This is a genomic window from Mycobacterium sp. IS-1590 (assembly GCF_001500025.1).
GTDB lineage: Bacteria > Actinomycetota > Actinomycetes > Mycobacteriales > Mycobacteriaceae > Mycobacterium.
This window is the reverse complement of the sequence record NZ_LQIW01000009.1, coordinates 79,373-97,779: the sequence shown is the minus strand read 5'-3', so window position 1 is coordinate 97,779 and position 18,407 is coordinate 79,373. Positions and strand designations below refer to the sequence as shown.

Here is an 18,407-nt window from a genome sequence, read left to right as displayed (position 1 = left end):
CCGCCACCGCCGCCGCCCCCGTACGCGCAGCAGGGGTCCTATTACGCGCCGGCCCAACAGCGGCCCACGAACTGGTGGGCCATCGTCTCGTTGGTCTTCGGCCTGCTCGGCGGCATTCTGATCAGTGTCGTCTGCGGCGTCGTCGGTTTGAAGAAGGCCCGCGAGGGTCAGGGCGGGCGAGGGTTGGCGATCGCGGGTCTGGCGTTGTCGGCGCTGTGGGCGGCGGTGGCCGTCGTCGCCGTGCTGGTGTACTTCCTCCTCGGCGGCGGCACGGTGACCGCCACCGATGTCAAGCAGGGCGACTGCCTGGCCGAGATACCGGCCAACACCCGCGTACTGACGGTGAAGACGATCGGATGTGACGAGCCCCACGCCGGTGAGGTGTTCGCCGTTCTCCAGATGCCCGACGGCGACTTCCCCGGCCAGGCCGCGATTGACGCCTACGCCGAGAAGTGCAGCCCCGAACTGGCTGCTTACGCACCGGACGCGATGACGGACACTTCCGTTCAGCTGTATGTGCTCTATCCCACGGCCGAAACCTGGGAACAGGGTGACCGGGCCGTGACCTGCATTGCGACGCTCGATCCGCCGAGAACCGGCTCGCTAAAGGGCTGACGCCTCCCCGATACTGCCTGGTCGCTGCGGTACCGTTTTTCCTATGACTTCGGAACTGCTCGACGCCGTCATCGTGGGCGCAGGTTTCGGGGGGATCGGCGCGGCCATCCAGCTCAAGCGGATGGGCTATCAGGACTTCGTCGTCCTCGATCGCGAGGACGACCTGGGCGGCACCTGGCACGTCAACCGCTACCCCGGGTTGGCGGTCGATGTGCCGACGACCACCTATTCGTATTACTTCGAGCCCAACCCGAACTGGTCGCGGCTGTATTCCACCGGCGACGAGATCAAGCAGTACGCGGCTCACGTCGCCGACAAGTACGACGTGCGCAGGCACATGCGGTTCAACACGCTCGTCGAAGGTGCCTGCTGGGACGAGGAGGCCGAGGTGTGGCGGGTCACGCTGGCCGGTGGCGAGACGCTGTCGGCGCGTTACCTGATCACGGCCACCGGGTTCCTGTCACAGCCCCACACACCCGAGATCCCGGGGATCGAAAGCTTCGCCGGCAAGGTCATGCACACCACCGCGTGGGACCCCACCTACGACCTCGGGGGCCGCCGGGTGGCGATCATCGGCACCGGCGCGACCGCTGTGCAGCTGATTCCGGAAGTAGCGAAGAAGGCCGCTGACCTGACCGTCTACCAGCGAACGCCGGTCTGGGTGGTGCCCAGGCTCGACTTCCCGATTCCCGACGCACTCAAGCGACTGTTCGCCCGGATTCCCTTGACGCAGCGTGCACTTCGCGCAGTCACCGACGTCATCTACGAGTTCTTCCTTTTCGTCGGGCTGCGCCACCGACAGCTTCTGTTCCGCCGCCTCAACATCGCGGCATCCGACGTGGCCAAGATGCACCGGTTCTTCTCCGTGCGGGATCGCGAGCTCCGCAAGCAGTTGACCCCCGACTACGATTTCGGCTGCAAACGTCCGACGTTCTCCAACAACTACAACCGCGCATTCACCAAACCGAATGTGCACCTCAAGAATTCGGGGATCGAGCACATCGAACCCGACGGCGTTGTCGCCGCCGACGGAACGAAAACCCAGATCGACACGCTCATACTGGCGACGGGCTTCGATCTGTGGGAGGCGAATTTCCCGGCGATCGAGATCATCGGACGCAAGGGTCGCAACCTCGGGAAGTGGTGGCGCGACACGAGATTCCAGGCTTATCAGGGCGTCACGGTGCCCTACTTCCCCAACTATCTGAGTATGGCGAGCCCTTATGCCTTCCTCGGGTTGAACTTCTTCAACACGATGGAATATCAGATGCGTCACATGGATCGACTGTTCGGCGAGATGAAGCGCCGTGGCGCAACGACATTCGAGGTCACCGAGGACGCCAACGCTCGCTACCTCGACCGGATGACCAAGCTCATGGGCAACTCGGTGTTCATGGCCGGCAACTGCGCGGGTTCGCGGTCGTACTATTTCGACCCCAATGGCGAGGCCACGTTGTTGCAGCCGGTATCCACCCGCAAAGCCATCAGAGAGGCGTCACAGTATCCTCTGAGCGACTATCGGATTGCGTAGCAGAGAGGACCACCGGCTGTGTCACTTCAGGAATCGAGCAGCGGTTCGCGCGTGGCCACGTTGGCCGGCCTGGGCCTGGCCGGGGTCGGGCTCAGCCACTTCGTCAAACCGGAGCTGTTCGAATCGATGACGGTGCAGGCGTTCCCGCGCAACACCCGCCAGTTCATCTATGTCAACGGCGGTATCGAGACGGCGCTGGGCCTCGGACTGGCCGCCCGCAAGACGCGCAAAGTCGCGGCCCTCGGCGGTCTCGGTTACCTCGCCTACTTGGCGGGCAACGTCGCGCGTAACCGGTAGCGGCCCAACAGCGTCACATCCAGCACCCGCTGCAGAACCGCTCGGTTCTGCGGCGAGTTGACGTATCCCATCAGCCGGCCCAGATCGATCACCAACGCCATGGCCGCGTGCACGGCGAACCTGGCCTGGCTCGATGTCCAGTCCCGGCGCACGGCGACCACCAACTCGACCACCGATTCCACCGTGGTGCGCTGCATGTTCCGCAGGATCTTCTGGTCCGTCGGCGACATGTGCAGCCGTTCGGAGTAGTAGACGTAGTCGAGTTCGGGGTGTGCGAACGACCTGGCCACATAGGCGTCGATGACCGCGGTGAGGGCGTCCTCGGGGTCGGCGTTGGCAGCGGTGATCGCTGTCAATTCGTCGGAGAGCCGGTCGGCCGCGCGGCGGAAGACGGCGGCCAGGATGTCGCTTTTGCCTGCGAAGTACCGATAGATCCCCGATGCCGGCATGCCGACGGCCGCGGCGATGTCCTCCATGCCCGTGTTGCGGTATCCGTTGGTGTTGAACAAGCGCATGGACTCGTTGAGCAGCGCTTCATATCGCGAGGGCTCGACGGCGGTGGGCACCGGTGTGACCGGCTGCTCGGTGGCGTCGTCACCGTCGGGCAGTTCGGTGGCGGCCAGCGTCGTGGCGAGATCGGCCAGCAGCGCCCGCACCTGACCGGCGGGCAGCTTCGCGCGGTGGTCGACGATGCTGCCGGTGACGGACAGGACGGCGATGGACAACGTCCATCGCTGATGGGAGGTCAGACCCGGGCGCATGGCGTAGATCGGGCGTTGGATGCGGCGGTTGACGGTGCGCATCTGCGCGATCAGGGATGCTTGATCGTCGCCGCGCAGATATCGCGCCTCCCAGCGATACAGCCCGCCGGACTCCCGGTTCGCCATTGCGGTCTCGATGAGCGCCGTGGCCACCCGGCGCAGCTCCAGTTGCGGGTCCTCGAGATCGCTCTCGTCGATGAACGCGGTGGCGTCCACCAGCTGCTGGCCCAGATTGAGCACGGCGTCGCGGAAGAGGTCGTATTTGCTCGCATAGTGCCGGTAGAGGGCGGCCGCCGAGATCCCGACCCGCGATGCGATCGACTCCATGCTCACGCCGTAGAAGCCCAAGGTGCTGAACGCCTCGGCAGATGCCCGGGCGATTTGGGCCTTGCGGTCCTTCGGCCGGCGCCGGACCGCGTCACCGCTCGCCGGCCGAGTGCGCGACATGGCAGACACGATATCGGACAGACCACGTCCGTACCGGTCCAGTACCGCCGCCGGGATCCGGCCGAACTTGCCAGACGACGTAGAATGGCGATTAACATAATCGTGTGTTCGGCGCGCTCCGCAAGCTTCTGGGCTTTCAGGTCACGATCGGTGAGCTGATCACGGTGGCGCTCGTCCTCGGCACGCCCTACCTGCTGGTCGGCGTGTTCTGGTCGACGACACACACCGACCACCTACAGGGGATGAGCGGCGCCGACCTGGTCGTTTCGTACCTGGGATCGATCGCCTCATGGCCGGTGCTGCTGTTCGCTGACGTCTGCATGACATGAACGGGGGGACACATTGTCAGACCACCACCACCGCCTGGCCTGGACCGGGATCATCTCCGCCGTCGTATTGGGCGCCGCCCTGCTGGCCCTGAATTTCCCGGTGTTCCTGGACAGCTACGACCAGTACGGCTGGCAGGTGAAATGCGGGACGGGATATCTCACCGATCTGACCCAGGCGGTCGCGGCAGGCGGCGATACCGACTACGTCGAGCAGTGCGAGTCCGCACTGTTGATCCGGCGGCTGTGGACGGTCCCGCTGGCCCTGCTCGGCGGTGCCGGGCTGCTCGTTGCGCTCGTCGCCTCGGCGACGACCTCCGCCCGCGAGTCGTTGCAGCCGCACCACAACAACGCCTGATCTAGCATTCCGGCGTGAGCACGCCGGCCGGCCCCGCACTGCCACGCCGGCTGGGCACCTTCGACGCGGTCGTCATCGGGCTGGGTTCGATGTTGGGCGCGGGCATCTTCGTCGCCGTCGGGCCGGCCGCAGCCGCGGCCGGTTCCGGACTGCTGATCGGGCTCGCGGTGGCCGCCGTGGTGGCCTACTGCAACGCCACCTCGTCGGCCCGGCTCGCCGCGCGGTACCCCGAGTCCGGAGGAACCTACGTCTACGGGCGTGAGCGGCTCGGCCGGTTCTGGGGTTACATCGCGGGGTGGAGCTTCATCGTCGGCAAGACCGCGTCGTGCGCGGCGATGGCGCTCACCGTCGGCTACTACGTGTGGCCCGAGGCGGCCCGTGGGATCGCGGTCGGGGCGGTCGCCGCGCTGACCGCACTGAACTACGCAGGCATCCGTAAGTCGGCAATGCTGACCCGCGTCATCGTCGCCGTGGTACTGGCCGTGCTGGGCACCGTGGTGGTCACCGTCCTCGGTTTCGGGGATGTCGAATGGACCCGCCTGTCGGTCGACGCCGATGCCTCCGTCGCCGGCGTGCTGCAGGCCGCCGGATTGTTGTTCTTCGCGTTCGCCGGGTACGCACGGATCGCGACACTGGGCGAAGAGGTGCGCGACCCCGCCCGCACCATCCCCCGCGCGATACCGCTGGCTCTGGCCATCACGCTCGTGGTGTACGCCCTCGTCGCCGCCGCCGTCATCGCCGAATTAGGAACTGCGGCAACGGCTTCAGCAGCCGCACCACTCGCCGACGCGGTGACCGCGGCCGGCTTTGCCACGCTGGAGCCCGTCGTGCGCGCCGGCGCCGCGGTGGCCGCGCTCGGGTCGCTGCTGGCGCTCATCCTCGGGGTGTCGCGCACGACGCTGGCGATGGCGCGCGACCGCCACCTGCCGCACACGCTGTCGCGCGTCCACCCGAGGTTCGGCAGCCCGCACCGCGCCGAGGTCGTGGTCGGCGTCCTGGTGGCCACTCTGGCCGCCACCGTGGATGTCCGCACGGCGATCGGATTCTCGTCGTTCACCGTGCTCGTCTACTACGCGATCGCCAACGCCTCGGCGTGGACACTCGGCCGCCGAATGGTCCCGGCGGTCGGGCTGACGGGATGTGTGGTGCTGGCGTTGCTGCTCCCGCTCCCGTCGGTGGTGACCGGCGCTTGCGTGGTGCTCGCGGGCGCGCTGGCTTACCGTCTTCGACCGTGATCGCGCTGTGGCGACCCTTCGAGGCCGACGCCGGCGATTCGGCTTGTGGGCTGCCTGCGGCCACCGCTCCAACCCACAGAAGCTCCGCGGCTGCTGACAGCATGATCTGAAAGCCGTTGATGGGTCGTCGCGCAACAGTTGCCAGAAGTTCCTAGCGGAAAGAAACAGCGCGTTCCACATCTCCGAATGCCATCACTATCTGCGTCCGGGATTTTGCTCACAAGCTAGGAGTCAGCCGCTGGTCATCGCCAGCTGAGGACACGAGCATGGATGTGGACGCAACGGGAGACGGTTGGGTGATCGGGTGAATTCGGGCAAACCATAGGGAATTCCCCGATTCCTCTACGGCCACCGAACGATACGTTCTGTTCAAACCTGTGTTGACTCATTTGTCGACACCGAGCCAGGGGGAACCATGGGCTACTCGCGGTACATCGGTCGTGTCGGTGCGTTGGCAGTGATGCTGGGCGTGGGGGCCGCGCTGGCAACTCCCTCTGGCGTGGCGTGGGCACAGGATGGCGAGGGGGCGGCAGGCGACGGCAGCGCGGGCACATCGCAGGAGTCATCGAACACGGACCCGGATACCGGTGCAGCCGTGAAGGATTCCTCGGCTGGCGACCCTTCGGGTGGTGGGCAGCAGCAGTCGGAAGCGGCCGAGCATGACGAGGAGCCGTCGAGTTCCGCGGTGACTGTCGACCTGGGTGGCGGCGTGGTGGTGTCGTCGAGCGGCGGATCGCTGCCCGACGAGGACGAGTATGAGCAGGAAGAGGAAGAGGAAGAGGAAGAGGAGCCGGCCGACGACAAGCAAGAGGAGCCTGCCGACAACGAGCAAGAGGAACCTGCCGCCGGCGAGAACGAGAACGGCGCCACCGGAGGTGCGCAGTCAACGCAGACGCCGCCCGGATCAAACGGGTCAAATGATTCGGCTGCGACAGGGCAGTCAGCGACTGTCGACGGAAGCGCTCCGGAGACATCGGTGTCGGCCAATCAGATCGACCTGTCGGGCAACGGACAGCAGCCCGCAGAGACAAATCAGGTGCCCGCCGGGAGCGCCGGTGCAGCGGTGGAGACGCTGACCGTGGTGGATCAGCAGGGGCCCGCAGAGCCGGTCGAGGTTCCGCCTCCGCCACCGGCTGCGGTTCTGACACTGCTGTCCAACGTTTTCGATCCCTTCGGCGGGACGACTCCCGACGCGCCCGTCGATGCACCGGCTGAGTGGGTGTTGCTGGCCGCTGCGCGCCGAGAGGTCGGCGCTGATACGACCCGGGAGTCGACGCTGGCTGATACCGGCGATGTCTCCAACTCGTTGATGGCGACTGCGGCGGCAGTTATGGAGAACCACGCTCCAGAGGGCGGGGTGGCGGAAATACCGAATCCGCCGAACGCCACGAACGGCGCAGTGACCGGCAAGATCGTCGGTGTCACCGACGCCGATAACGACAAGCTCACGTACTCGGGTTCGACGACGACAGCCAAGGGCAAGGTGACGGTGACCTCGACGGGCGGGTTCACCTACACCCCGACCGTCGCAGCCCGCCATGCGGCCGCCGCCGACGGTGCGGATCCAGCCTTGAAGAAGGACACTTTCATTGTCACCGTGCAGGACGGTAAGGGCGGATCGACCACCGTGACGGTGGAAGTCGACATCCTAAGCAAGAACGCGCTGCCTACGGGTAAGGCCACCGTAACCAAACCCAACCCCAGCACCGGTGTGGTGACGGTGACGGTCACCGGCACTGACGCCGACAAGGACCCCTTGTCGTTCAGCGCCCCAGCGGCCACCGCTAAGGGTGTGATCGTAGACAATGGCAACGGCACGTTCACCTACACGCCGAACGCTGCCGCGCGTTCGGCGGCCGCGGTGACCGGTGCGCCGGCCTCAGCCAAGACCGACACCTTCAACGTGACCATCGATGATGGTTTCGGCGGTCAACGAGCCGTCGCGGTGACTGTCGTGATCGCGCCGGCCAACGACAACGTCGCCCCGACCGGCGGGGCGTTCACCCCGACCGGTCAGCCCAGCCCCACCAAGGGTGCGGTCACCGGCACGGTGTCGGCCAACGATTCAAACGGTGATGCGCTCGTCTACAAGAAGGCCACCAGTCCAACCAAGGGCTCAGTCTCGGTGTCGTCTGCTGGCGTGGTCACCTACACACCGACCGCTGCAGCGCGCCACGCCGCCTCGGCCAGCGGTGCGATGCCCGCCGACAAGCAGGACACCTTCCAGGTGACGGCGGACGACGGGCGCGGCGGCAAAACGACATTCACCGTCACCGTCGATATCGACCCCCTGAACACCGCCCCCACTGGCAAATCCAGTGTCACCAAACCGGATGCGACGACGGGTTTGGTGACCGGCAAGATTACCGTAAGCGATGCCGAGAGGGACACCGTGACTTTGAGCGGTGCCACCACGTCGACCAAGGGCGGTGAGGTGACCGTCAACCCTGACGGCACTTTCATCTACAAGCCATCGGCAGCGGCCCGCCAGAATGCGCGTGCTGCGGGTGCCCCCGCCGCTGCCAAGCTGGACAACTTCGCCGTGACCCTCACCGATGGATACGGCGGCACCACGACAATCAATGTGCAGGTCTCAGTGGCCCCTGCGGTCGCGCCCGTGAACCCGGCGCCGATCGCCGGATCCCCTGTGGGAAGCCCGGTCGTCGGCACCACCGGCCGCATCTTCCAGACGATATCCACGACGGCACCGAACGGCACTGTGTCCACAATCGTGCAGGTGTATCAGCCGTCCGGGGCAAAAATCGCCGACACAGCCGCATTCTCCGGAACACCATCACCGCCCATCGTGCGAACCGACGGCGGCATCACCATCGTCACCTACGATCCGGCGACGAGCAGCGCGACGGTGCGGGTAATCAGCGCGACCGGCAGCATGAAGACGGCCACGGTGACATCGACTTCGGCCCAGGTAGTCGGCGAGAACGGTAGGCAGTATCTGCTGGCTCCCTTTTTCGATAGCAAAGTTGGCCACACGCGAGTGAAGCTCGTGCCGCTGACAACAGGTGCGACGACACCTTCGGTAATCGACTTCGAGCCGACCTTCGGACCGGACGGCAGCGCTGTGGCGTTTCAGGTGAGTGGAACCGCGCAGAACCCCTCAGTCAAGATTGTGGTGATCGGCTCGAACGGAAAGGCTCGAACGCTCTCCGTGTCGAAGAGTCAGGCCGCGGGAATAGCCGGCCTTCCGACCGTCGGAGCCAACGGCACCGTCTATCTGCCTACGGTGAAAATGACGGACACCGGCATGTCGACCGAGATGTTGGTTTTCAGATCGTCCGGCGGAGCTACCACCCACCTGATCGAAGGTTTCACTCCCACAGGCAATGTGGTTGTCGCTCCGAACGGAACCGCGTATGTGCTGACTCAGAACTTCATGACTGACGAGCATCGGATCTCGGTGATCACGAGTGGTGTCACCAATACGCCCGTCTTCGAGTCGTCATATGGTCCCACAGTCTTGGGAACAGCCGCCGACGGCACGCTCTACGTCCTCAGCCCAGATCCTGATGCAGACGTGAGTCGGTTGCTCATCGTCAAACCGAACGCGTCGATGAAAACGGTGCAGATCGGGGACTTCGGCTTCGACCCCCCCCACGTGATCGCGCCCGATGGCAGCATCTACCTCAACGTCGGGGCTAACGGCGAACAGAAGCTCGTCGTTGTTTCGCCCTCAGGGCACGCGCGCGCGCTCCCGTTCTACACCATTGTGGAACCATTCGTCCCGGGTGACGAGACGCTCGTCTTCGCCAAGGACGGCACCGCCTATGCCGCGGTCCAGACTGCGAACGGCTATGTCGTCCATGTATCTACGAACGGCTTCGTCACCTCCGTCGCCAGCAACCCGATCGACGTTGTCGGCGGTCACCTGGAGGTGGGACCGGACGGCACCGCCTATCTGGTGTCCGACTCGGGTGACTCCGTGACCGCGATCGACCAAAACGGCAAGATCACCGCAGTCGTCGCCGCCAACGGGGGGACCGTTGTCGGGCCGGTCGCATTCGGAAGCAATGGAACGGCCTACGTGACTGTTCAGAATGGGTCCGGCGCGAGCGCCACCACCACGGTGTGGGCGATCACCAGCCTGGGCGCGACCGAGGTTCGGACAGCCACCGGCACTCCGCCAGGCGCGGTACCTGGCTCATCAAGCCCATTTTCGGCTGTATCCGTCGGCGCCGCCGGCACAGTGATTTTCTCCTCCGTGACTTTCGATGAGCAGGGGAATCCCACGACGCACGTCAGTCTGGCGGACGAGGTGTCGGTTCCAGTGCTGCGTTCGTCGGTGACTCAGGAGCGGCCGATCGCCGCTACAGGTGTTGTGACCGGCCGTGTGACGCAGGCTCCGCCGGATTCCGATCCGACGGGCGACGTTCAGTACGGGGGATCGACAACCGGACCACTCGGGACGATCGTCGTCAACCCGGATGGCACCTACACGTACACCCCATCCGCTGAAGCGCGCAATTACGTGCAATCGCTGCAGAAAGTCGGGTACATCGACTTCTTCGTCAAGGCGACGGACAGTACAGGCGGAGTGGCGTACATCCCCGTATCGGCGCCTATACTCCCCGCGAACTATCCAACGGAGCATCCGCTACCGCCGACCTTCATGAGCGACTTGACCAAACTCCCGGGGTATATCGATCCAGCTGATTGGAGCCAAGCGGATGTCTTCAGCGTCAGTACTGTGAAGGCGTTTCTGCACAACGGGCGAGATGTCATCGCCAATCCCTGTGAAGATTACGATTGCGGAGAAGGGGACCTCAGCTGGGCCTACCAGGTGCAGAACTGGATGCGTGTGGGGACTCTAGATCTGCGCAAGGATCCAAAAACGAAGATGCTGGTGTCACCGGAAATCTACATTGTTGAGACACTCAACCCGCCGGCCGGAAGTTCCGGTGGAGAACGACTTGTCCTCGGTTTCAGGAAGATTGGCTTCGGCGAGGACATAACTGTGAGGTACGACTACCCGCAGGCCGAGGGCGCCTATGTGACCGTCGAAGCCATGGCATTCATGCCAGGGACATTCCCGCAAGACCGGTTCTACACGCGCATCCCCGGCGTCGTGGGCGGCTACATATTCAACAACGAAATGCCCGAAGATGTCGACCTCGCAAATAAATACGAACTCGACAACCTCCAAGAGCAAATCAATCGCAAAGAAGCGCAGTTCCGAGCTGCTTCATCGCTACAGCAAGGTTCGGAAGCGCTCATGTGGGGATACCAAAATCTGAACCCGGTCGGGGCTAGTAGTCAAGGGGCGCGGGCACCGAGAGCGGTCAAGATCGTTGCGGGCCACGCGGTGAACGGAGTACAAGTCGTCCTCGATGTGATCGATTATGACGAAGCCGCTGCGCTATACGGCAATACGGAGACGCCGATGCTTCTCCACACAGGCGCCGACCTGTCGCCGACGCGGATCGGAATCCCAGAAGACTGATCTCGGCCGCGTCTACCGACCGATCAGGCAATAGCGCGCTAACCAGGCCATCCCTTAGGTCGTGTTTCCTGCGGGTCTATGCACTCAGCGTTCTGCATGCCTTGATGCCGGATGCGGCGCGGATCTGACCAGCAGCGTCCAGCGAATATCTCGTAGAGCCAGATTATTCCGGACAGTGACCGTTTGATCGATCCGATCAAGCCGGAACGATGACCGATACCGTCACCGGGCGCCCTCGTCGGATCACCGAGCGGCCCGCTGCCGTTGGTCCGGGGGCGGAACACCGTTGACGCCGTCTACCGAGGCCGCATAGCTCGCGACCGCGTAGGCGACCGCGGGCCCCAGAACCGACAGCGCATCCCGGTTGACGTTCTCGACGGTGTCGCGCTTGGTGCGGTAGTTCGGGTCGAAGGGAACACCCGCCCGGCCGCCCCAAAGGCGGGCCTGTATCTCACTTTTGCGCTGAGACGAACCAGCTGTCAGACCGCCGACCGGCACTCCTGCGGTGAGAAACGGGTAATAGTCGGTGAATTCGCTCAATGGCATGTCCGCGGGGCGCACCCCCGCCGTGTTGAGGTAGCCGGCCAGCATCCGCTCGATACCGGCCGAACCCACGGGTACCGACTGTGCGGGGATCGCCGGGTTGGGCGTAGCGGACTGGTCACCGTCATAGGTGAAGTAGCCGGCGTTGGGCGAACCGAGCATGTCGAAGCCCAGATACAGTGCGATGTCGCGGAGTTCGTCGGGCGAAAGTCCCTGCACATACCTCGTCGGTCCGGCCAGCCCGTTCTCCTCCGAGGCCCAGAACACGAAGCGCACGGCGTTGGTCACCCGGGGCTGTGAACCTAGTACCGCCGCTGTCTCGAGCAACGCCGCGATGCCGGTCCCGTCGTCGTTGATCCCCGGACTCGCCGCCGAGCTGTCCAGATGCGCGCCCGCCAGCACGACGTTGCGCGCATCGCCGGTCTTGGTCTGCGCCACGAGATTTCGGGTCTTCTTCATGACCGGTTTGCGGTCCAGTACGAGGCGTACAGGTGCCGAGGTTCGCCGCAGGGCGGCGTCGGCCTCGCGGCCGATGACCCCGACGGGCACGGTCAGGTCCTGGTAGTAGCCGGGCGTGAACAGACCCGCCCGGCTTCCGCTGCCACCCGGCGAGCTGACGACCAGCAGGCCAACGGCGCCCTCCGACACGGCAGCGTTCTGTTTGGCGACCACCGAGCACCCCGTGTCGTCGACGACGGCGATCGCGCCCCGCACCGACGCGCCGTCGTAGTCGGCGGTCCGGCAACCGGCCGGCTTGGTCGGTCGAAGCGTCACGGCGTTCAGTCCGCCCCGCGGCGTGGTGATCAGCAGCGATGCTTGATCGACAGGATATTCGCGCCCACTGACCCGCATCGACGGTTGGCCGCCCTGGCTGCGATCGAGCAGTTCGAACTCAGGGGTCTGGACGTCGAAACCCTTGTCGCGCAAGAATTGCGCGACGTAATCGACGGTGGCGTCGTACCCCGGCTTGCCGTTGGCGCGGTTACCGCCGTTGGTGTCGGCGATCTGCTGCAGTTTCTGCAGGTGGGTGTACATCCCGTCGGCGGTGACCCTGTCCGCCACCTCCTGCGGCGACGGCGGCGCCGGCTCCGGTGCCGCGCACGAGGTCATGGCTCCGACGACCCCGACGACAACGCCGACGACGATTCCCGCAGTGGCCGCCCATGTCCTCATGACGCGAGCGGGTGACGGACGCGTAGATCGCGCGTGGGAATTCCGTTCGGCCCGCCCTGGTCCTGGGCGTAAATACCGATGGCGTAGGACACGCCCGCTCCGTGAATGCCCAGTGCGGTGCGGTCGATGTGCTCCAGGGTGTCGGATTCCTTGTGGTAGTTGGGGTCGAACGGCTGGCCCGCCTCACCACCCCAGCGCTCGGCTTGTTCGGGTGTCATCTTGGCCTCGGCACCCGAGAAGGTGCCACCGGCCGGGATGCCCGCAAGGGTGAACGCGTCGTAGTCGGAGCGACCGTCGAAGCTGGTGTCCTCGGCCGGTTTTCCGGCCGCGTCGAGGTAGTCCACCAGCGTGCGTTCCACGCCCGCCGCTCCCTCCGGCACCCGGGTGATCGCGCCTTCCTCGTCGGGCGGCAGTGACTGGTTTCCGTCGTAGGTGAAGTAGCCGGGGTTCGGCGAGCCCACCATGTCGAAGTTCAGGTAGAGCGAGATGTCCTTGAGGGCATCGACATCCAGCGACTCCAGATAGTTGTTCGATCCGAACAACCCGACCTCCTCGGCACCCCAGAAACCGAACCGTACCGCGTTCTGGACATCGGGGGAACCGCCCAGCTGCACTGCGGACTCCAGCACGGCCGCCACACCGGATGCGTTGTCGTTGATGCCCGGGCCCTCCGGGACGCTGTCCAGGTGTGCACCGGCCATCACGACGTTTGCGGTGTCACCGGTTCTGGTCTGGGCGATGACGTTGCGGGTGCGCTCCTTGCGTACACCCGCGTTGAGCTTGAGGGTGACGTCATGCGGGTCGGCGCGTAGCCGGTCGCCCTCGGCCTTGGTGATGCTGACAACCGGGATGCTCGCCTCGGTCTCCTCCCCGAGCGTGCCACCCATCTCGTCGTTGTCCTCGTTGTTGGCGACGATCAGCGCCACCGCACCGCGTTCTGCTGCTGCTTGTTCCTTGTCGGAGAACTGGCACGTGCCACGGTCGACGAGCACGACGGCGCCCTTGACGGGTAACCCGTCGTAGTCGGACACGGTGCAGCCCGGCGTGTCCTCGACGCGGGCCGGTACCAGCGGACCCGACACCCCATCCGGCGGCGTTCCGATCGTGAAATTCAGCGGCCTGGCCTTGACCGCGGCGCCGCCGACGGTCAGCGCGGGTTCGTCGGCGAACGGCAGCCGCACCTCGAACTCCGGGGTTTGCACGTCGAAACCCTTGTCGCGCAGGATGTTTGCCACGTAGTCGACGCTGGCGTCGTAACCCGGCGTGCCGAGTGCACGATTACCCTCGTTGTTGTCGGCGATCTCCTGCAATCGCACCAGGTGCTCGTACGTGGCGTCGGCGGAGGTGCGCTGCGCGAGCGACCTGGCGAAGTCCACGGCGGCCGGCGACACCCCCGCCTGTGTGGTGGGCGGCTGCACCACCGGTTGCGGCTCCTCGCCACGGCCGCAACCCCCGAGCGCGACGACACCGACCGAGATCAGGGCGACTGTCTTAGTAAGCTTCGAAACCTTCGTGTGGCTCATTGCCCACTACGTTAGCGTCGCCCGGGCGCAGGCCCGCCCAGCTTCGATTCGACGAGTTCGGCAACGGCGCGCATGCCCGCCGCGTTCGGGTGCAGCGGCGCGGGTCTGCCCGGTAACGGCAACCCGAACCGTGTCGTCCACGGTTGGGCCGACCACGCATGATGCGCGCGGCTGTGCTCGGCGGCCCGCACGAGTCCGCAGCCGGACGCGGAGGCCGCCTCCGCGGTCAGCCGCTCCAGCGTGTCGGCGACATGGCGGCCAGTCGCCACGTCGGTGTCGGACAGCGGCGGTGCCGGCACACCCGACGGTGGGAGCAGCGTGAGGTAGTCGACGAACAGCACCGTCGCGCGGGGTGAGCGGGCACGCAGGGTCCGGCCGACCTCCTCGAGCGCCCCCGCGACCTGGCTCAGCGCGTCCTCGCGAGCCCGCGGGTCCAGCTGCGCGCGCAACACCGTCCCCAGCAGCGGCAGCTTGCGGACAACTTGTGGCAGGCCCGCGGCGAACAGCATCGGCACGTAGCCGACGTCGTTGCCGCCGATGGTCACCGTCACCAGCTCTTCGGACCCGGTCAGAGCCGAGATCTGCGGCGGCACACCGTGTTGCGGTTCGGACAGCACGTTCGCGGTGGTCGCACCGGAGTACGTCACGTCGACGAGGTCGAGATTCAGCTTGGCGGCCACCAGATGCGGATAGTTGCGTGCCGACCGGCCGGCCGTCCACGGTGCACCGCCGGCGCGGGGTCCGATCCCGGGACCCGCTGCCATCGAACTACCAAGGGCGACATATCGACTCATCGTGATGGGCTGGATGCCTGCGCCCAGAACCGCTTCGGGATGCGGCCGGCCTGCCGGGCCAGACGTCCCGCCGTGACCGCGGCGGCCATCGCCGCGGCCATGGTCGGCGGATCGGCGGCGCGCGTCACAGCTGTGGCCAAAAGCACGGCGTCACAACCCAGCTCCATCGCCATCGCGGCGTCGCTGGCGGTGCCGATGCCCGCGTCGAGAACCACCGGCACCGATGCGGCCTCGACGATCATCTCGATGTTGTGCGGGTTGGCGATTCCCAGGCCCGTTCCGATCGGCGAACCCAGCGGCATCACGGCAGCGCACCCGACGTCCTCGAGTCGGCGCGCGAGCACCGGATCGTCGTTGGTGTACGGCAGCACCGTGAAGCCGTCGTCGACCAATTGCTCAGCGGCCCTGACTAATTCGACGGCATCGGGCAGCAGCGTGCGCTCGTCGGCGATGACCTCCAGTTTCACCCAGTCGGTGTGCAGCGCCTCGCGAGCGAGTTGCGCCGTCATCACCGCCTCGGCCGCCCCGCGGCAGCCCGCGGTGTTCGGCAACGGGGTGATACCCAGGCGGTTGAGCAGCTCGAGCACGCCGGTGCCGCCGTCGGCATCGACGCGCCGCATGGCCACCGTCGTCAGCTCGGTACCCGATGCGACCAGCGCTTCTTCGAGGACGGCGAGGTTCGCCGCGCCTCCGGTGCCGAGGATCAGCCGCGAACCGAACTCGCGGCCGGCGATGGTCAACTTCGTGACCGATGTTCCGCTGGGACGCAGGGTGTCGGGGCTAGCCACCCTGCACCGCCGTCACCACCTCCACGCGAGCGCCGTCGGTCAGCGCGGTGTCCCAGTCCGATTTCGGTAGCACCGACCAGTCCACTGCGACGGCGATGCCCTTCTCCGGAAAGCCGAGACGTTCCAGCAGCGCGGCGACCGTCGTCGAGGCGTCCACTTCCACCGCTTCGTCGTTGACGAGTACCTTCATTTCGTTGCTCCTCGCGTGCGCGTCATGGTGTTGCTCCAATCGTGACATCGAGTTCGGCCGCGATCCGTTCAGCCGTCCAGGGCGCGAGAAGAAACCCGTTGCGCCCGTGGCCCGCCGCGACCAGTGTGCGCTCGTCGAGGCGTTCGACGAGCGGTAATCCATCCGGCGTCATCGGCCGCAGGCCCGCGGCGCATTCGGCGAGTTCGTACTCGCCCAGCGCGGGCATCACCGCGCAGGCGTCGTCGAGCAGTTCCCGCACTCCGGTCACCGCGGGCGCGGTATCACGGCCGTGTTCGTACTGCGTGGCGCCGACGACGACGCCGTCGGCGCGTGGAACCAGGTACACCTGTCTTCCGTGCACCCTGGCCCGAATGACCCGCTGCGGCACCGGCATGCACCCGCGGCGCCACCGCAACCGCAACACCTCACCCTTCACCGGCCGGATGGGCAGGTCGGGCCACAGCGTCGGAGCGTCGATACCGTTCGCGATCACCACGGCATCCGCCTGCACCTCGGCGAGTTCGGACACGGGGGGCGCCCACTGCACACCAAGCCCTTCACACGACACGGCCAAGGCTCGCACCAGCAGCCGATTGTCAACGGCCAGTTCGGTTTCGGCGCGAAACCCATGCCGGATGCCCTGGGCCAGCAGCGGTTCGATATCGCGGGCCGACGTCGTCGCCGTCACCGGATGCCCTTGGGCCGCAAGCCACTCGCCCACTGTCTTGAGGTCGCTCGCATCTGCGCGGTCGACGGCGACCACCAGCGATTCGCGTGCCGTGACCACATCGTCGGGCAGCCCGTCGAGAAAGCCGCCGTGCCACAGGTGCAGCGACTCCAGGCCGAGCTGCAGCAGCTTCTCCTCACCGGGCCAGCCCTCGCTGTGGGGTGCGAGCATGCCGCCGGCGACCCACGACGCGCCGCGCTCGTCGGTGCGGTGCACGCGGACGTCCCAGCCGGCACTCAGCGCACGCCGCGCGACGGCCAATCCGATGACGCCGCCGCCGATCACGGCCAGGCTTGCTGCGGTCAACTTCCCTCCCTTCGCCGGCATGACCCGGATCAGGTGCGACGGTAAGGGCAGGTTCGAATGCCCACTCTCAGTCCCCGTTCCCGGGACTCCCGCGTTCGTCAACCCACAGTACCCGCTGGTTAGGCCCCCAACGACGAGCCGCTAGCGTCGCGGTGTGCACCAACCTCGAGAACGCCTGGCCAGCGCGTCGCTGTACTTGTGCACCGACGCCCGGCGCGAGCGCGGCGACCTCGCGGAGTTCGCCGACGCCGCCCTCGCCGGAGGGGTCGACCTCATCCAGCTGCGCGACAAGGGTTCGCCGGGCGAACAGCGGTTCGGCCCCTTGGAGGCCCGCCAGGAACTCGAGGACCTCGAGGTGCTCGCCGACGCGGCCCGGCGCCACGGCGCGCTGCTGGCCGTCAACGACCGCGCCGACATCGCGCTGGCCGCCGGCGCCGACGTGCTTCACCTGGGCCAGGATGACCTTCCGCTGGCGGTGGCGCGCGGCATCGTCGGCGAGGGGTCGGTGATCGGGCGGTCCACCCATGATGTGGATCAGGTCGCGGCGGCGGTGGACGAGGCCGTCGACTACTTCTGCGTCGGCCCGTGCTGGCCCACCCCGACCAAACCCGGCCGCGCTGCGCCCGGGCTGGAGCTGGTCCGGCACACCGCCCAACTCGGTACGGCCAAGCCGTGGTTCGCGATCGGCGGAATCGACGCCGACCGGTTACCGCAGGTGCTGGCCGCCGGCGCGCGACGCGTCGTCGTGGTGCGGGCGATCACGGCGGCCGAGGACCCTGGTGCGGCGGCCTCGTCTTTGAAGGTGGCTTTGCAGGCGGCGCTCAGAGCTGAGGGTTGACCAGAAGCGGGATCGACGTGAACTCGTCGCGCAACCGCTGCCAGCTGGCGGCGAATCCCGGGTGCAGCGGCAGGGTGGCGACGTCGTCGACGGCCACCCAGCGCAACTCGGCGCTCTCCCGGTTCGGCACGGTGGGCAGCATCTCCTGGGCGTCGGCGATCACCGTGCTGTAGCTCCAACTGACCCCGTCGCCCGCGACGATCTTGGTCTGCACCACCTTGCGCACGGTCAACTGCTCGGCAGGCAGCCCCGCTTCCTCATGGGCCTCCCGGATGGCCGCCTGTTCCGCGGTCTCGTGGCTGTCGCGCGCCCCGCCGGGCAGACCCCAGGTGTCGCCCTGGTGGCTCCAGGCCGCCCGGTGCTGGAGAAGCACCACCGGGGTGCCGTCGTGGCCGGGGGCCCGCAGCAACAGGCCGGCCGCGCCGTACCTGCCCCAGTAGGCCTGGCCGTGGGAAACCACCCATCCGTCACCGTCGCCACGCACGCCTCAACAATAG

16 protein-coding genes are annotated in these 18,407 nt (G+C 66.4%); 8 read left to right on the top strand and 8 right to left on the bottom strand.

The features are described from left to right. The 3 genes from AU197_RS08550 to AU197_RS08540 form a co-directional block, all read left to right on the top strand. Window positions 1–615 (top strand): DUF4190 domain-containing protein (locus AU197_RS08550; RefSeq protein ID WP_064402116.1); only part of this gene is annotated, 615 nt, incomplete at its 5' end. Between the two features lie 43 nt (window positions 616–658). Further along, window positions 659–2,146: a flavin-containing monooxygenase gene (locus AU197_RS08545; protein WP_064402101.1), complete on the top strand. Its 1,488-nt coding sequence runs from the start codon at window positions 659–661 to the stop codon at window positions 2,144–2,146. A 51-nt stretch (window positions 2,147–2,197) separates the two neighbouring features. Continuing rightward, a complete protein-coding gene (locus AU197_RS08540; RefSeq protein ID WP_502687866.1) occupies window positions 2,198–2,443 on the top strand; it encodes a DoxX-related protein in 246 nt (81 codons plus the stop codon). Here the strand turns inward: AU197_RS08540 and AU197_RS08535 are convergent. After that, window positions 2,410–3,651, bottom strand: coding sequence for a TetR/AcrR family transcriptional regulator (locus AU197_RS08535; protein ID WP_064402099.1), 1,242 nt, complete (start codon window positions 3,649–3,651; stop codon window positions 2,410–2,412). The genes AU197_RS08540 and AU197_RS08535 overlap by 34 nt on opposite strands. Window positions 3,652–3,755: 104 nt before the next feature. Here AU197_RS08535 and AU197_RS08530 point away from each other — a divergent pair, with 104 nt between their 5' ends. The 4 genes from AU197_RS08530 (at window position 3,756) to AU197_RS08515 (ending at window position 11,028) form a co-directional block, all read left to right on the top strand. Beyond that, window positions 3,756–3,980 (top strand): hypothetical protein, encoded by a 225-nt coding sequence (locus AU197_RS08530; protein ID WP_064402098.1) that lies wholly within the window; start codon window positions 3,756–3,758, stop codon window positions 3,978–3,980. 13 nt (window positions 3,981–3,993) lie between these two features. Then, entirely contained in the window at window positions 3,994–4,335 is a 342-nt protein-coding gene (locus tag AU197_RS08525; RefSeq protein WP_064402097.1) for a hypothetical protein, read from the top strand. A 14-nt stretch (window positions 4,336–4,349) separates the two neighbouring features. Continuing rightward, the gene (locus tag AU197_RS08520; RefSeq protein WP_082696566.1) at window positions 4,350–5,570 is read left to right on the top strand and encodes an APC family permease; all 1,221 of its coding nucleotides are present in this window, start codon (window positions 4,350–4,352) and stop codon (window positions 5,568–5,570) included. Between the two features lie 415 nt (window positions 5,571–5,985). Beyond that, window positions 5,986–11,028 (top strand): cadherin-like domain-containing protein, encoded by a 5,043-nt coding sequence (locus tag AU197_RS08515; RefSeq protein ID WP_064402096.1) that lies wholly within the window; start codon window positions 5,986–5,988, stop codon window positions 11,026–11,028. 243 nt (window positions 11,029–11,271) lie between these two features. Here AU197_RS08515 and AU197_RS08510 read toward each other — a convergent pair whose 3' ends face one another. Genes AU197_RS08510 through thiO form a run of 6 tightly spaced genes read right to left on the bottom strand, consistent with a single transcriptional unit; the run spans window position 11,272 to window position 17,093 of the window. After that, complete coding sequence (locus AU197_RS08510) at window positions 11,272–12,744, bottom strand: M28 family peptidase (protein ID WP_082696565.1); 1,473 nt, start codon at window positions 12,742–12,744, stop codon at window positions 11,272–11,274. Next, the gene (locus AU197_RS08505; protein WP_064402094.1) at window positions 12,741–14,267 is read right to left on the bottom strand and encodes a M28 family metallopeptidase; all 1,527 of its coding nucleotides are present in this window, start codon (window positions 14,265–14,267) and stop codon (window positions 12,741–12,743) included. The genes AU197_RS08510 and AU197_RS08505 overlap by 4 nt, the downstream gene beginning before the upstream one ends. 11 nt (window positions 14,268–14,278) lie before the next feature. Beyond that, window positions 14,279–15,061: an SGNH/GDSL hydrolase family protein gene (locus AU197_RS08500; RefSeq protein WP_064402093.1), complete on the bottom strand. Its 783-nt coding sequence runs from the start codon at window positions 15,059–15,061 to the stop codon at window positions 14,279–14,281. Continuing rightward, window positions 15,058–15,831 carry a thiazole synthase gene (locus tag AU197_RS08495; protein ID WP_156434354.1) on the bottom strand — a complete coding sequence of 258 codons (774 nt, stop codon included), beginning with the start codon at window positions 15,829–15,831 and terminating at the stop codon, window positions 15,058–15,060. Before AU197_RS08495 ends, AU197_RS08500 begins: the two co-directional genes overlap by 4 nt. Window positions 15,832–15,841: 10 nt before the next feature. After that, on the bottom strand, window positions 15,842–16,039 hold the full coding sequence (gene thiS / locus AU197_RS08490; protein ID WP_064402091.1) for a sulfur carrier protein ThiS: 198 nt from the start codon (window positions 16,037–16,039) through the stop codon (window positions 15,842–15,844). Between the two features lie 22 nt (window positions 16,040–16,061). Beyond that, window positions 16,062–17,093 carry a glycine oxidase ThiO gene (gene thiO, locus AU197_RS08485; RefSeq protein WP_064402090.1) on the bottom strand — a complete coding sequence of 344 codons (1,032 nt, stop codon included), beginning with the start codon at window positions 17,091–17,093 and terminating at the stop codon, window positions 16,062–16,064. A 133-nt stretch (window positions 17,094–17,226) separates the two neighbouring features. On the opposite strand from thiO, the gene thiE reads away from it, so the two are divergent. Next, the gene (gene thiE, locus AU197_RS08480; RefSeq protein WP_064402089.1) at window positions 17,227–17,910 is read left to right on the top strand and encodes a thiamine phosphate synthase; all 684 of its coding nucleotides are present in this window, start codon (window positions 17,227–17,229) and stop codon (window positions 17,908–17,910) included. On the opposite strand, the gene AU197_RS08475 is transcribed toward thiE, so the two are convergent. Then, window positions 17,894–18,394 carry an NUDIX hydrolase gene (locus AU197_RS08475; RefSeq protein WP_064402088.1) on the bottom strand — a complete coding sequence of 167 codons (501 nt, stop codon included), beginning with the start codon at window positions 18,392–18,394 and terminating at the stop codon, window positions 17,894–17,896. The genes thiE and AU197_RS08475 overlap by 17 nt on opposite strands. Window positions 18,395–18,407 lie beyond the last annotated feature (13 nt).

What these genes read in the sequence shown, in the direction of transcription:
- AU197_RS08545 (WP_064402101.1), top strand. Translation starts at nt 659, where the DNA reads ATGACTTCGGAACTGCTCGACGCCGTCATCGTGGGCGCAGGTTTCGGG.
- AU197_RS08535 (WP_064402099.1), bottom strand. Translation starts at nt 3,651, where the DNA reads ATGTCGCGCACTCGGCCGGCGAGCGGTGACGCGGTCCGGCGCCGGCCG.
- AU197_RS08515 (WP_064402096.1), top strand. Translation starts at nt 5,986, where the DNA reads ATGGGCTACTCGCGGTACATCGGTCGTGTCGGTGCGTTGGCAGTGATG.
- AU197_RS08510 (WP_082696565.1), bottom strand. Translation starts at nt 12,744, where the DNA reads ATGAGGACATGGGCGGCCACTGCGGGAATCGTCGTCGGCGTTGTCGTC.
- AU197_RS08505 (WP_064402094.1), bottom strand. Translation starts at nt 14,267, where the DNA reads ATGAGCCACACGAAGGTTTCGAAGCTTACTAAGACAGTCGCCCTGATC.
- AU197_RS08500 (WP_064402093.1), bottom strand. Translation starts at nt 15,061, where the DNA reads ATGAGTCGATATGTCGCCCTTGGTAGTTCGATGGCAGCGGGTCCCGGG.
- thiS (WP_064402091.1), bottom strand. Translation starts at nt 16,039, where the DNA reads ATGAAGGTACTCGTCAACGACGAAGCGGTGGAAGTGGACGCCTCGACG.
- thiO (WP_064402090.1), bottom strand. Translation starts at nt 17,093, where the DNA reads ATGCCGGCGAAGGGAGGGAAGTTGACCGCAGCAAGCCTGGCCGTGATC.